Source organism: Pseudomonas sp. LS2P72, from assembly GCF_054897865.1.
In genome coordinates this window covers 3,384,553-3,398,254 of record NZ_CM142708.1, presented here as the reverse complement: position 1 = coordinate 3,398,254, position 13,702 = coordinate 3,384,553, and the positions used below count along the sequence as shown (strand labels likewise).

The 13,702-nt window shown below is 61.8% G+C and carries 16 protein-coding genes; 11 read left to right on the top strand and 5 right to left on the bottom strand.

Annotated features, from left to right (window positions below):
• Positions 1-170 precede the first annotated feature (170 nt).
• The 3 genes from ACYZUA_RS15640 to ACYZUA_RS15630 are packed head-to-tail and all read right to left on the bottom strand — an operon-like array spanning position 171 to position 1,810.
• A complete protein-coding gene (locus ACYZUA_RS15640; protein WP_461959576.1) occupies positions 171-425 on the bottom strand; it encodes a cytochrome C oxidase subunit IV family protein in 255 nt (84 codons plus the stop codon).
• Positions 426-435: 10 nt separating this feature from the next.
• Positions 436-1,023, bottom strand: a complete 588-nt coding sequence (locus tag ACYZUA_RS15635) for a cytochrome c oxidase subunit 3 family protein (protein WP_461959575.1) — start codon at positions 1,021-1,023, stop codon at positions 436-438.
• The gene (locus tag ACYZUA_RS15630; RefSeq protein ID WP_461959574.1) at positions 1,007-1,810 is read right to left on the bottom strand and encodes an AAA family ATPase; all 804 of its coding nucleotides are present in this window, start codon (positions 1,808-1,810) and stop codon (positions 1,007-1,009) included. Before ACYZUA_RS15630 ends, ACYZUA_RS15635 begins: the two co-directional genes overlap by 17 nt.
• A gap of 199 nt (positions 1,811-2,009) precedes the next feature.
• On the opposite strand from ACYZUA_RS15630, the gene ACYZUA_RS15625 reads away from it, so the two are divergent.
• The 11 genes from ACYZUA_RS15625 (at position 2,010) to ACYZUA_RS15575 (ending at position 11,050) form a co-directional block, all read left to right on the top strand.
• Entirely contained in the window at positions 2,010-3,701 is a 1,692-nt protein-coding gene (locus ACYZUA_RS15625) for a cytochrome D1 domain-containing protein (RefSeq protein ID WP_461959573.1), read from the top strand.
• Between the two features lie 24 nt (positions 3,702-3,725).
• Positions 3,726-4,040: a c-type cytochrome gene (locus tag ACYZUA_RS15620; protein WP_461959572.1), complete on the top strand. Its 315-nt coding sequence runs from the start codon at positions 3,726-3,728 to the stop codon at positions 4,038-4,040.
• Positions 4,041-4,056: 16 nt separating this feature from the next.
• Positions 4,057-4,383, top strand: coding sequence for a c-type cytochrome (locus tag ACYZUA_RS15615; RefSeq protein WP_461959571.1), 327 nt, complete (start codon positions 4,057-4,059; stop codon positions 4,381-4,383).
• Positions 4,380-5,558, top strand: coding sequence for a cytochrome D1 domain-containing protein (locus ACYZUA_RS15610; RefSeq protein ID WP_461959570.1), 1,179 nt, complete (start codon positions 4,380-4,382; stop codon positions 5,556-5,558). The genes ACYZUA_RS15615 and ACYZUA_RS15610 overlap by 4 nt, the downstream gene beginning before the upstream one ends.
• A 1-nt stretch (position 5,559) precedes the next feature.
• On the top strand, positions 5,560-6,018 hold the full coding sequence (locus tag ACYZUA_RS15605) for an Lrp/AsnC family transcriptional regulator (RefSeq protein WP_461959569.1): 459 nt from the start codon (positions 5,560-5,562) through the stop codon (positions 6,016-6,018).
• Positions 6,015-6,530, top strand: coding sequence for a siroheme decarboxylase subunit beta (gene ahbB / locus ACYZUA_RS15600; protein ID WP_461959568.1), 516 nt, complete (start codon positions 6,015-6,017; stop codon positions 6,528-6,530). The genes ACYZUA_RS15605 and ahbB (ACYZUA_RS15600) overlap by 4 nt, the downstream gene beginning before the upstream one ends.
• Entirely contained in the window at positions 6,523-6,966 is a 444-nt protein-coding gene (locus ACYZUA_RS15595) for an Lrp/AsnC family transcriptional regulator (protein WP_461959567.1), read from the top strand. Before ahbB (ACYZUA_RS15600) ends, ACYZUA_RS15595 begins: the two co-directional genes overlap by 8 nt.
• The gene (ahbB, locus tag ACYZUA_RS15590; RefSeq protein ID WP_283184253.1) at positions 6,941-7,444 is read left to right on the top strand and encodes a siroheme decarboxylase subunit beta; all 504 of its coding nucleotides are present in this window, start codon (positions 6,941-6,943) and stop codon (positions 7,442-7,444) included. Before ACYZUA_RS15595 ends, ahbB (ACYZUA_RS15590) begins: the two co-directional genes overlap by 26 nt.
• 27 nt (positions 7,445-7,471) lie before the next feature.
• Positions 7,472-8,650 (top strand): heme d1 biosynthesis radical SAM protein NirJ, encoded by a 1,179-nt coding sequence (gene nirJ / locus ACYZUA_RS15585; RefSeq protein WP_461959566.1) that lies wholly within the window; start codon positions 7,472-7,474, stop codon positions 8,648-8,650.
• A 70-nt stretch (positions 8,651-8,720) separates the two neighbouring features.
• Positions 8,721-9,560: a uroporphyrinogen-III C-methyltransferase gene (gene cobA, locus ACYZUA_RS15580; RefSeq protein ID WP_461959565.1), complete on the top strand. Its 840-nt coding sequence runs from the start codon at positions 8,721-8,723 to the stop codon at positions 9,558-9,560.
• On the top strand, positions 9,557-11,050 hold the full coding sequence (locus ACYZUA_RS15575; protein WP_461959564.1) for a cytochrome D1 domain-containing protein: 1,494 nt from the start codon (positions 9,557-9,559) through the stop codon (positions 11,048-11,050). The genes cobA and ACYZUA_RS15575 overlap by 4 nt, the downstream gene beginning before the upstream one ends.
• 1,270 nt (positions 11,051-12,320) lie before the next feature.
• On the opposite strand, the gene ACYZUA_RS15570 is transcribed toward ACYZUA_RS15575, so the two are convergent.
• Together ACYZUA_RS15570 and ACYZUA_RS15565 are read right to left on the bottom strand one after the other, a co-directional pair.
• On the bottom strand, positions 12,321-13,064 hold the full coding sequence (locus ACYZUA_RS15570) for an SDR family NAD(P)-dependent oxidoreductase (protein WP_461959563.1): 744 nt from the start codon (positions 13,062-13,064) through the stop codon (positions 12,321-12,323).
• A 109-nt stretch (positions 13,065-13,173) separates the two neighbouring features.
• Positions 13,174-13,677, bottom strand: a complete 504-nt coding sequence (locus ACYZUA_RS15565) for a nitrous oxide reductase accessory protein NosL (protein ID WP_461959562.1) — start codon at positions 13,675-13,677, stop codon at positions 13,174-13,176.
• Positions 13,678-13,702: the final 25 nt, after the last annotated feature.

Sequence of the window (13,702 nt, the reverse complement as noted above, 5' to 3'; positions counted from 1 at the left end):
TAGGAAGCGAAGGGTCGAAACCTGCTTGATGGCGATCAAGAAAGTCAGATGGTTTGGGTCGGGTATAAATTTCAAGGCACCGCAATTAATCGTATGTATGCAACACCTGTAGGAGCACGGCTTGCCGGCGATGGCGTCCTTGAGATCGCCATCGCGAGCAAGCTCGGCTCCTACAAAAAGATAAACGTCAGGCCTACCACCGTCGCCAACACCAGCGCCCAGCTCAACATCAACCGCCGCCACAGTCGCGGTGCGTGACGCATCTCCATGAAGCCATCGGTGATCAGCCAGGCCTTGCCGACCGCCACCAGCAAAATGGCAATCGACAGCAACCACGTCGAACCAGCCTGCGCCAGCACCACCGTGCACACACTTAACGTCGCAAGCGCCGCCCAACAGACGAGCAAAACCCTGGAAACAGACATGAGAACCTCGTCAACTCAGCACGTAGACCAGCGGAAACAGCACGACCCAGATCAGATCGACCATGTGCCAATACAACACGCCGGACTCAAACCCGCTGCGCGTGTTGGCGTCGTACAGGCCACGGCGACAGCGCTCGGCCAGCCACCCGAGAATGACCATGCCGAGCACTACGTGGAGAAAATGAAAACCGGTGAGAATCCAGTACAACGTGAAAAACGTGTTGTGCTCCATCCCCAGCCCCGAGGCCAGCAAGTGCCGGTATTCCGTGAGTTTCAGCACCACGTAGACACTGGCGGCGAGCAACGCCATCAGCAGGAAGACAGCGCCGTGGCGGGATCGTGAGCGCCTGACGTGCTCCTGCGCCAGCGCTGCGAACAGCCCCGCGGTGAGCAGGCTCAGGGTCATCGCCAACCCGGTCGAGGTGTTGAGCAACAAACGGCTTTCGCTGAACATCTGCGGCTTGAGGGCCTGCGTCACGGCGAACGTCAGGATCAGAATGGCGAACACCGACAGCTCGGCCAGAATGAAAAACCACATCGCCAGATCGCCCGGCAAGTGACGGCGCGAGACGTTCGTGGACTCAGCCGAAGTGGACATCAACCACGTCCATCAGCGCGGCGACGGTCAGCGGATCATCGCTCAGCGGCTCGGCCAGGCAGGCCTGGCAGGCCTCACGCGGGCTCATCCCGGAGCGAATCATCCGCGCCGTGAAAATCAGCAGTCGCGTTGAGGCGACCTCCTCCAGATCATGTTGATCGAGCCGCCGCAGCGCCTGCCCCAGCCGCACCACTTGCGCCGCCAGCGCGCTGTCCACCTGAGCCTCCCGGGCAACGATGCGTTCCTCATCGGCCACCGGCGGATAGCCGAAGCGCATCGCCACGAAGCGTTGGCGGGTGCTGGGCTTCATGCCTTTGAGCAGGTTCTGGTAACCGGGGTTGTAAGACACCACGAGCATGAAAGACGGCGGCGCCTTCAGCACTTCGCCGGTACGCTCCAGGAACAGTTCCCGACGATCATCGGCCAGCGGATGCAGTACGACCACGGTGTCCTGACGCGCCTCGACCACTTCGTCGAGATAACAGATGCCGCCTTCACGCACCGCGCGGGTCAGCGGTCCGTCCTGCCACCAGGTGCCCTGGGCACCGATCAGGTGACGGCCGATCAGGTCGGCCGCGCTCAGGTCGTCATGGCAAGCCACGGTGTACAGCGGCAGTTTCAGCCGATGGGCCATGTGCTGGACGAAACGGGTTTTGCCGCACCCCGTCGGGCCTTTGATCAGCACCGGCATGCCGTGTCGCCAGGCTTGTTCGAACAGCACCTCCTCATTATTCAGCGGTTGGTAGAAGGGTTCGATCGGGTGTTCGCAAGACTGGGTACGGTCCATGGGCTGCCTGTTCCAATAGCGGATTCAAGAAACACGCTACGGGCCCCTGCGACAACCTGGCAAGTGAGATGGCCGGCAAACTTGATCGTCGTCAAGCGAACATTGGCCTGCTCGGGCATAGCCTTGCACGGCACTAAGAACCTGCGTTCTGCGCTGCCGTTTCAGCACATCGCAAAGGTCTTGCCTGAGGAGAAATGGAATGCTGATCAGCAATAGAAAAACGTTTGCCCTGACCCTGACCACGTTGTGTTCGGCACTGGCCCTGGCGGTGAGCCATGCCGCCAGCGCCGAAGAGCCCGTCGCCGCTGCGGCCAACCCGCCCATGGTCAAAACCGCCGGCGCTCCCGACATGAGCCAGGCCGAGTTCGACTCATCCAAGGAAATCTACTTCCAGCGCTGCGCAGGCTGCCACGGCGTTTTGCGCAAAGGGGCCACGGGCAAACCGCTGACACCGGACATTACCCAGAACCGCGGGCAACCGTTTCTGGAAGCCTTGATTACCTACGGTTCACCGGCGGGCATGCCGAACTGGGGAACGTCGAATGCGCTGACCAAAGATCAGATCACGTCAATGGCCAAGTTCATTCAGCACACGCCGCCGACGCCGCCGGAATGGGGCATGGCCGAGACGCTGAAAACCTGGAAGGTGTTGGTCAAACCCGAGGACCGCCCGAAGAAGCAGCTGAGCAAACTCAACTTGCCGAACCTGTTTTCGGTAACGTTGCGCGATGACGGCAAGATCGCCCTGATCGATGGGGACAGCAAGAAGATCGTCAAACTCATCGAGACCGGTTACGCGGTGCACATCTCGCGGATCTCTGCCTCGGGTCGCTACCTGCTGGTGATCGGTCGAGACGCCCGGATCGACATGATCGACCTGTGGCCGGTGGAGCCGACCAAGGTCGCCGAAGTCAAAGTGGGCATCGAGGCACGCTCGGTCGAGACCTCCAAGTTCAAGGGCTACGAAGACAAATACACCATCGCCGGTTCTTATTGGCCGCCGCAATTCACCATCATGGATGGCGAAACCCTGGAGCCGAAACAGATCGTTTCGACCCGCGGCATGACCGTCGACAAGCAGGAATACCACCCGGAACCCCGGGTCGCGGCGATCATCGCCTCCCACGAATGGCCGGAGTTCATCGTCAACGTCAAGGAAACCGGCAAGGTGATGCTGGTCAACTACCAGGACATCAAAAACCTCACCGTCACCTACATCGACGCCGCGCCTTTCCTGCATGACGGCGGTTGGGACAGCACGCACCGCTACTTCATGACCGCCGCCAACAACTCCAATAAGGTCGCCGTAATCGACTCCAAGGAGCGCAAGTTGACCGCGCTGGTGGACGTCGGCAAAACCCCTCACCCGGGTCGCGGCGCCAACTTCAACCACCCGACCTACGGCCCGGTCTGGGCTACCAGCCACCTGGGTGATGACGGCATCTCGCTGATCGGCACCGACCCGACCAAACACCCGCAATACGCCTGGAAGCAGGTCGCCTCGCTCAAGGGCCAGGGCGGCGGTTCGCTGTTTATCAAAACCCACCCCAACTCTCGCCACCTGTACGTCGACACCACCCTCAACCCGGATACAAAACTCAGTCAGTCAGTGGCGGTGTTCAACCTCGACAAGCTCGACGCCGGCTACACCGTGCTGCCCATCGCCGAGTACGCGGGCATCAAGCAAGGCGCGATGCGCGTCGTGCAACCGGAATACAACAAGGCCGGCGATGAAGTCTGGTTCTCCGTGTGGAGCGGCCAGGCAGACGAGTCGGCGCTGGTGGTGATCGACGACAAAACACTGAAGCTCAAGTCAGTCATCAAGGACAAACGACTGATCACACCCACCGGGAAGTTCAACGTCTACAACACCCAACACGACATCTATTGAGCTCCATCAATGCAAGGAAACACCATGAAAAATACTCTGTTCTCACTGTTCGCCATGACCGCTGTTCTGAGTGTGCAGCCGGCCATGGCCCAAGACGCGCTGGAGCTGTTCAAGAGCAAACCCTGCGCAGCCTGCCATTCCATCGACACCAAGATTGTCGGCCCGGCGCTCAAGGATGTGGCGGCCAAGAACGCTGGCGTACCCGGGGCCGTGGACACCCTGGCCGGTCGCATCAAGAACGGCACACAAGGCAATTGGGGCTCGATGCCCATGCCGGCCAACCCGGTAACGGATGAAGAAGCAAAAGTGCTCGCGACCTGGGTGCTGACACTCAAATAACCGCCTGGAGGGCGTCATGATGGTTTATCGACACGCTGTGATTCTGGCGGCCCTCCTCCTCATTTGCGCAACTGCGGTTGCAACGCCGGACGCCCAGCGTCAGGCGCAACTCGAACACCTGCTGACCCAGGACTGCGGCGCCTGCCATGGGCTGCACCTGACCGGCGGGCTGGGCCCCGAACTGTCCCGCGCAGCGCTGGCCGGCAAGTCACGGGACAGCCTGATTGCCACCGTCACCCAAGGCCGGCCCGGCACCGCGATGCCCGGTTGGGCGCCGTTGCTCAGCCCCGACGACATCCGTTGGCTGGTCGATCTTCTTCTCCAGGGATATCCCGCACCATGATCCGTTCAATCCTGCTGTCAGCGGCGACCGGGCTGTTGTTGTCCGCTTGCGTTCAGCCACCGTTGCGCGGCACTGGCGACTTGGGCGTGGTCATGGAGCGCGCCACCGGTAGCGTGCAAATCATCGAAAGCGACACCCGCACCGCGCTGGCCCGACTCGAGGGTTTCGGCGACCTGTCCCATGCCTCGGTGGTGTTCTCGCGTGACCAGCGTTTCGCCTATGTATTCGGGCGCGACGGCGGGTTGAGCAAAATCGATTTGCTGACCCGGCGTATTGATCATCGCGTCATCCAGGGCGGCAACAGCATTGGCGGCGCCATCAGTCAGGACGGCAAGTTGATCGCGGTATCCAACTACGTGCCTGGCGGGGTCAAGGTGTTCGATGCCGACACCCTGCAACTGGTCGCCGATATTCCGGCCACGCCCTTGGCCGATGGCAGCAAGCGCTCCCGGGTGGTCGGCCTGGTCGACGCGCCGGGGCAACGTTTTGTCTTCAGCCTGTTCGATACCGGCGAGATCTGGACCGCCGATTTCAGTCAGGGCAGCACACCGCAGATCAGCCGTTTCACCGGCATCGGCCAGCAACCCTACGACGCCCTGATTACGCCCGATGGGCGCTATTACATGGCCGGCCTGTTCGGTGAGGACGGCATGGCCCAACTCGACCTCTGGCATCCAGAGCGCGGGGTGCAGCGGGTACTCGGCGGCTACGGACGCGGCCAGGCGAAACTCCCGGTCTACAAGATGCCGCACCTGGAAGGCTGGGCCGTTGCCGATAACCAGGCCTTCGTGCCCGCCGTTGGCCGTCATCAGGTGTTGGTGATGGATTCACGCACCTGGAAGCAGACCGCTGTGATCCCGGTCGCCGGTCAACCGATATTCGTCACCTCGCGCCCGGACGGTCGGCAGTTGTGGGTCAATTTCGCCTACCCGGACAACGATCGGGTGCAGGTCATCGACACCGAAACCCATGCCGTGGTCGCGGATCTGAAGCCAGGACCAGCGGTGCTGCACATGGAATTCACCGCCCGCGGCGACCAGTTGTGGCTGTCGTTGCGCGACGGCAATCAGGTTCAAATCTGGGATCCGTACAGCCTGAAGCTGTTGAGCACCCTGCCCGCCAGCGCGCCGAGCGGGATCTTCTTCAGTAGTCGCGCGCAGAAAATGGGGTACTGAAATGAACCTTGAGCTGCTCAGCCGCCAACTCATCGACCGCTTCCAGCACGGCATGCCGCTGTGCCCGGCACCGTACAAGGAGATGGCGCGGATTCTCGGTTGCCGCGAATCCCAGGTGATGGCCTGCCTGGAAGAAATGGATCAGGCCGGCACCCTCTCCCGCATCGGCCCGGTGTTCGAACACAGCCGCGCCGGGGCCAGCACCCTCGCCGCCCTCGCCGTACCTGCCGAACGCCTGCAACAGGTGGCCGATCGCGTCAGTCAGTACGCGGAGGTCAATCACAACTACGCACGGGAGCATTTCTACAACCTGTGGTTTGTGCTGACCGCCCCTGATCGCCAGCACATCGACCGCGTGCTCAAGGAACTGGAGAACGACACCGGCCTCATGCCGCTGGACCTGCCGATGTTGACCGCCTACCGCATCGACCTCGGTTTTGCCCTGGGAGAAAAATCATGAAGCCCGGATTGAGCCCCCACCAAGCGCTGGCGCTGCGCCGGCAGCTCGAAGGCGGATTGCCGCTGGTAGCGCGTCCCTATCAGGAACTCGCCGAACGGATAAACACCGATGAAAACCAGGTGCTCGAACAGATGCGTCAGTGGAGCGAGCAAGGGCTGTTTCGCCGTATCGGCCTGGTGCTGCACCATCGCGCGCTGGGCTTTACCGCCAACGCCATGCTGGTGCTGGATGTTCCCGATGCGCTGATCGACGAAGTCGGCCAGCGCCTGGGGCGAGCGCCCGGCATTAACCTCTGCTATCAGCGGCCCCGACGCTTGCCGCAGTGGCGGTACAACCTGTTTTGCATGGTGCACGGGCGTCAACGTGAGCAGGTGGAGGCGCAGATCCAGACGTTGCTGGAAGAGCATCTGCTGAGCGACCTGCCCCATCAATTGCTGTTCAGCACCCAGGTCTTCAAACAGTGCGGCGGACGCTTTGCGCCCTCGCGAACAGGAGCATCGAGCCATGGATGACCTCGACCGTCGCCTGATCAACCGCTTGCAACTGGGCCTGCCGCTGGTGCGCCACCCTTGGCGAGTATTGGCGGCCGAACTGCAGAGCAGCAGCACTGAACTGCTCGACCGACTGCATGCCCTGCTCGAAGACGGCGTGCTCACCCGCTTCGGCCCGATGTTCGACATTGAACGGCTGGGCGGCGCCTTCACCCTCGCCGCACTGGCGGTGCCGGAAGAACGTTTTGAAGACGTCGCCGAGCAACTGCATGGCCTGCCGGAAGTGGCGCACAACTACCGACGCGAGCACGCCTGGAACATGTGGTTCGTGCTCGGCTGCGCGACCGAACAAGGCATCGCCGAGACGCTTCAGCGCATCGAAACCCTGACCGGCCTGCCGCCGCTCAACCTGCCCAAAGAGGAGACCTACCATGTCGGTCTGTATTTCCCGGCCTGAAGACACCCTCGTCCAGCGCCTGATCGTGTTGACCCAGGCCGGTCTGCCGCTGCTGGACGACCCGTGGGCGTGGCTCGCCGAACAGCTGGGGCTGAACATCGAAGCCACCCTGGACCTGCTCAAGCGCTTGCAGGCCGAGGGCGCGATTCGGCGGATCGCCGCCGTGCCCAATCACTACCGACTGGGCTATCGCCACAACGGCATGACGGTCTGGGATGTGCGCGACACCGACATGCCGCGTCTCGGCGCGCTGATCGGCGCGCAACCCTTCGTCAGCCACTGCTATCGCCGTCCACGCCGAACCGACTGGCGTTACAACCTGTTCGCCATGGTGCATGGCCGCAGCAGCGATGAAATCAACAGCTACCGCGAGCACCTGCGCTACTTGCTGGGCGACGCCTGTGGGGCCGACGAAATGCTGGTGAGCAGCCGCATCCTGAAAAAAACCGGCTTGCGCCTGCCGCCCGCTTCGCGCTGAACACGTTCCCGACTCAAGGAGAGTTGCATGTTGAGGATCAGCCAATACCTGCGTGCGCTGGCCGGCCAGGCGCCTGCACCCAGAACCAGTCCACCGGGCAGCAATCGGGCGCCGGTGGTGATCTGGAACCTGCTCAGGCGCTGCAACCTGACCTGCAAACATTGCTACGCCACCTCGGCCGACAGTGTCTTTCGCGACGAACTGGATACGGCCGCCGCGCTGACCGTGATCGACGACCTGCACGATGCCGGGGTGAAGGTGTTGATTCTTTCCGGTGGCGAACCGCTGTTGCGCGAGGATCTGTTTGTGCTCAGCGCCTACGCCCGGACCAAGGGTTTCTTTGTGGCCTTGTCCACCAACGGCACGCTGATCGATGAGCACAACATCGCGCAGATCAGTGCGGCGAATTTCGACTACGTCGGGATCAGCATCGATGGCCTGGAAGCCACCCATGACGCTTTCCGCCAACTCAAGGGCAGCTTCGCCCGTTCCATGCAGGCGATCCGGCTCTGTCGCGAACAGGGCATTCGCGTCGGGCTGCGCACCACCCTGACCCAGGAGAACCATGCGCAGCTGCCCCAGTTACTGGCGCTGATGCGCGAGTACGACGTGCAGAAGTTTTATCTGTCGCACCTCAACTACAGCGGTCGTGGTAAACGCAGTCGCAAACTTGACGCGCACCAGCAGATGAGCCGCGAGGCCATGACGTTGATCTTCGAGCGCGCCTGGGACGACATCCAACAGGGCCGCGACAGCGATTTTGTCAGCGGCAACAACGATGCCGACGCCATTCTGCTGCTGCAATGGGCAGGCCTTCGTCTGCCTGAGCATTACCCACGTCTGGAAAAAATGCTGCGCGCCTGGGGTGGCAACGCGTCGGGCAGCGGAATCGCCAACATCGACAACACCGGCGAAGTACACCCGGACACCTACTGGTGGCAGCACTCGGTGGGCAATGTCCGGCGCACGCCGTTCCGCACCTTGTGGCTGGACCAGCCGGACGCCCTGCTGTTGCGCTTGCGTGAGCATCCCCGCGCCGTCGGCGGTCGTTGCGCGCAATGCCGCTGGTTGCCCATCTGCAACGGCAACACCCGCACCCGCGCCTGGGCCGAGGGTGATTTGTGGGGCCAGGACCCCGGCTGCCACCTCAGCGATGACGAAATCGGAATTGCGCCGTCAGTAAACATCCCTTGCATCACCCACTGAATAGCCCGTCCGGCCAACCACCTGACAAAGGCTGGGGCCGGTCAACCTGATGAAGCACCAAGGACGTCCCATGCCTCCATCGATTGCTATACCGGCCACACTTGAGTCCCCGTTCCGGCCGGGCGAAGTTGCCCTGGTCGGCGCCGGCCCCGGCGATCCACGCCTGCTGACCTTGCGCGCCTGGAGCCTGTTGATGCAGGCCGACGCCGTAGTGTACGACCGGCTGATCAGCCCCGAACTGCTGAGCTTGATCCCCCTGACCTGCGCCCGCCATTACGTCGGCAAGGCCAGCGGCTGCCACAGCCTGCCCCAGGAACAGATCAACGAACTGCTGGCCGACCTCGCCGATCTCGGGCAGCGAGTGGTCCGGCTCAAGGGCGGCGACCCGTTCATTTTCGGTCGCGGCGCCGAAGAGCTGGAGTACCTGCTGCAACGCGGTATTGATTGCCAGGTAGTGCCGGGCATTACCGCCGCTTCCGGCTGCAGCGCTTATGCGGGCATACCGTTGACCCACCGCGACCTGGTCAATTCCTGCCGGTTCATCACCGGCCATTTGCAACGCGATGGCGAGTTGTCGCTGCCCTGGAGCAGCCTTGCCGACAGTAGCCAGACCTTGGTGTTTTACATGGGCTTGTCGAACCTGGGGATCATCGCTCAGCGTTTGATCGAAGCCGGGCTGTCGGCCGATACACCCGCGGCGCTGATCAGCAACGGCACGCGTCCCGACCAGCACGTTGTCCGTGGCAAGCTGCACCAATTGCCGACCCTGGCGCTGGACTGTCCACCGGGCATTCCGACACTGACGGTGATCGGCACAGTGGTCGATCTATTTGGCGCAGAACAACTGGAATACCCGGCGCGGCTTTACCCGGCGCAAGCGCTGCAGCGCCACGCCAAGGTGGCGATATGAGGTGTCTGATCCTTGCCCCCTTGTTATGGGTCGGTGCGGCCCATGCCGGCGCTACGAATCCGGCTCTTGAACAAGCCGAGAAAAACTACCAGCAACACTGCCAGAGCTGCCATGGGGCCAATCGTCTCGGCGGTGCGGGGCCGGCGTTGTTGCCGGAGAGTCTCAGCCGGATCAAACCCGATGAAATCCGCAGCGTGATTCAGAACGGCCGCCCCGCGAGCCAGATGGCCGGCTATGCCAACGTGTTCAGCCCCGCGCAGATCGACGCGCTGGTGGACTACCTTCAGCAACCGCCCGCCACCCCGCCCACCTGGAGCAATGACGACATACTCGGCAGTCACTCGATGCTCGCGGACCTAAGCAAGCTGCCCACCACGCCCCAGCATGGCGCCGATCCGCTGAACCTGTTCGTGGTGGTGGAAGCCGGCGACCATCACATCGACATCCTCGACGGTGACCGCTTTGAGGTGCTGGCGCGGTTTGCTTCGCACTTCGCCGTGCATGGCGGGCCGAAGTTCTCGCCGGATGGGCGCTTCGTCTACTTTGCCTCCCGTGACGGCTGGATCAGCCTGTATGACTTGCACAACCTGAAACTGATCGCCGAGGTTCGCGCCGGTCTCAACACCCGCAACCTGGCGGTGAGCAAGGATGGACGCTGGGTGTTGGTGGGCAACTACTTGCCCGGCAACGTGGTGGTGCTCGATGCCCGCGATCTGTCGCTGGTCAAAACCATTCCCACGATCGGTCAGGATGGCACCGCGTCACGGGTCAGCGCGGTCTACTCCGCCCCGCCGCGGGACAGTTTCATCGTGGCGCTCAAGGACGTGAAGGAAGTCTGGGAACTGTCCTGGGCTGGCACACCCAATTTCGAACCACGGCGGATCCCTGCCGGGGATGTTCTCGACGATTTCTCCTTTTCACCGGACTACAAACAGCTGCTGGCGACGTCGCGCAAAGCCCAGGGCGGTCAGGTGATCGACCTCGACAGCGGCAAGGTAGTCACCGACATACCGCTGCCGGGCATGCCGCATTTGGGCTCGGGGACTTATTGGAAACGCAACGGCGAGTGGGTGTTCGCCACGCCGAATATCAGCAAGGGACTGATCTCGGTCATCGACTTCAAGACCTGGAAACTGATCAAGGAAATCCCGACCCTGGGGCCGGGCTTCTTTATGCGCAGTCATGTCAACTCGCGGTATGCCTGGACTGACGTGTTCTTCGGGCCTGACAACGATGCGATCCACCTGATCGACAAACAGACGCTGGAGATTGCCCACACCTTGCGCCCGATGCCCGGGAAAACTGCCGCTCATGTTGAGTTCACCCGGGATGGCCGTTACTTGCTGCTGAGCATTTGGGCAACCGACGGTGCGCTGATCGTTTACGACAGCAACTCTCTCAAGGCGATCAAACGTATTCCGATGAACAAGCCTTCGGGTAAGTACAACGTGGGGAACAAGATTGAGTTTGCCGAGGGGACTTCGCACTAGGCCTTGGGGGTATATCCGGTTCTGCGGTAACGGCCTACCGGCCGGCCTGTTTCTTCAAGCGTACGGATTTCCCCTGTGGGAGCGAGCCTGCTCGCGATGAGGCCCTGTCAGTCGACATCAATGTTGAATGTAAGTCCGCCTTCGCGAGCAGGCTCGCTCCCACAGTTGGATTTTTGGCGGGCATGACATAGAGGTCCACCGCCGATGACCTTGACAGACATCAGGTCGGCTATCAGGCCGTCTCGCTTTGGCTTTTGACCTTGAAGCGCGAGGCGGCCTACCGGCCGGCCTGTCTCTTCAGGCGTACGCATTCCCCTGTGGGAGCGAGCCTGCTCGCGATGAGGCCCTGTCAGTCGACATCAATGTTGAATGTAAGTCCGCCTTCGCGAGCAGGCTCGCTCCCACAGTTGGATTTTTGGCGGGCATGACATAGAGGTCCACCGCCGATGACCTTGACAGACATCAGGTCGGCTATCAGGCCGCCTCGCTTTGGCTTTTGACCTTGAAGCGCGAGGCGGCCTACCGGCCGGCCTGTCTCTCCAAGCGTACGCATTCCCCTGTGGGAGCGAGCCTGCTCGCGATGAGGCCCTGTCAGTCGACATCAATGTTGAATGTAAGTCCGCCTTCGCGAGCAGGCTCGCTCCCACAGTTGGATTTTTGGCGGGCATAACATAGAGGTCCACCGCCGATGACCTTGACAGACATCAGGTCGGCTATCAGGCCGCCTCGCTTTGGCTTTTGACCTTGAAGCGCGAGGCGGCCTACCGGCCGGCCTGTCTCTCCAAGCGTACGCATTCCCCTGTGGGAGCGAGCCTGCTCGCGATGAGGCCCTGTCAGTCGACATCAATGTTGAATGTAAGTCCGCCTTCGCGAGCAGGCTCGCTCCCACAGTTGGATTTTTGGCGGGCATGAATAGGTGTCCACCGCCGATGACCTTGACAGACATCTGGTCGGCTATCAGGCCGCCTCGCTTTGGCTTTTGATTTTGATCTTGATCTGCCCCGTCGGAAGGCCGAGCGCAGGTTCTGCGCAGTGGGCACCGCGGCAAGGATGCCGCGGTAGCCGCCCCCCGGCCATGGATGGCCGATGGCGGCGGGCCCACGGAGCAGGACCGGAGCGAGGGCATGTCGAGCCTAGGCGAGGCACCGTACGTCAGGGGCGAGAGCGTTTGGTTACTTGGCGCTTCTCCAAGTGACCCGCCGTCAGGGCGGAACCCTGAGTCGCCGTTACCGCAGCAACGGATATGTACTCCGAACGTAAATATTCCCCTTCAGCCCAAGGTGTAACCGTTATCAACCCTCCAGTCCTGACCATAAACACCCCGAGCCCCCTGCGACAGCTGAAAGACAATCACATTGGCCACCGCCGCCGCATCTAGAAAGTGACCGGGCAGCAGGCGTTTGGTGAGGATAGTAGCGACATCTTCAAGCTGATCTTCGCTCAACCCCAGGTTGTCCCACATCGACGTCGCGGTCGGCCCCGGCGAGACCAGATTAATGCGCACATCAAAGCTAGCGAACTCCACCGCCAGCGTCCGCGCCTGAGCCGCCAGCGCAGCCTTGCTGGCAATGCACGCAGCCAACCCCGGAAAGCTCGAACCCGTCAGGAAACTCCCGACAAACACCACCGACGCCGGGTTCGCCAATTCACCGCGCAACGCCGCCAGCGTATTCAACGCCCCGGCACCATTAACCGCCCACTGACGCTGGAAGGCCGCCATATCCAGGCTGTCAGCCATTTCCGCGATCCCCGCGTTGGGCACCAGATAGTCCACCGGGCCAATCGCCGCAGCGCGCTCGGTCAGCTCGCGCAGGTCTTGCTGATTCGTAACGTCCCCGGCAAACCACTGCAACCGCTCGCCGTAGATCTGCTGCAAGGCCGGCAATTCACCGAGGGTCCGTGACATCGCCAGCACCTTGACCCCGCGCGGTAACAGCGCGGCGCACAGTGCCAGGCCAATCCCGGAGCTGGCACCGGTGACCACCGCCAAACGATCCTGAAACTCGGTTTTCATCATTTACTCCTGGGCATCACGGATGCCAAGCACTGGGGACATAGCGAGCCCTATCTTTGAACAGGAGAAGAAAAAACGACTTGACGGCGATCAGATTTTTTCGACGTCGTTAGTGCTGCTGCAACAGCGCCGGAGTGATCTCGCTGAAGCGCAGCAAGCGACCGCCCTGTTCAGCGGCAAGCTTTTCAGCGGCCTCGCGACTGGAGAAGGATGCCAGCACCACGCCCATGGCGCCTTTGAGTTGGGTGCCGACCACGTAAAACGCGTCTTTGGCATCGATCAGGTGGGCGTCATCCGGCGCGTTCCACGGGCTGTGGCCCATGTCGTGGACATACAGCTTCGCATCGCCATGATGATTTTCCGGCTGCAACCACCAACCGATCATTTCCGCCGTGGAGCAGAACTTCTTGACCCCGGCCCGCTCGACCACTTCGCCCTTGGGCCCCGGAAATCCGTTGATGATCATCCCGCAGACATGGCATTCATCACTGGGATGGAAGGCTGCGGCGGTGTCGCTGTAAGTGGCTTGCGCCGGGTTGTCACAGGCCGTCAGTAACAGGCACATCATCAGGCCCGCCACAGCGCGTACCGTCATCAGATAAAAGGTGTTCATCGTCAACTGCTCCAAAACTATCAAA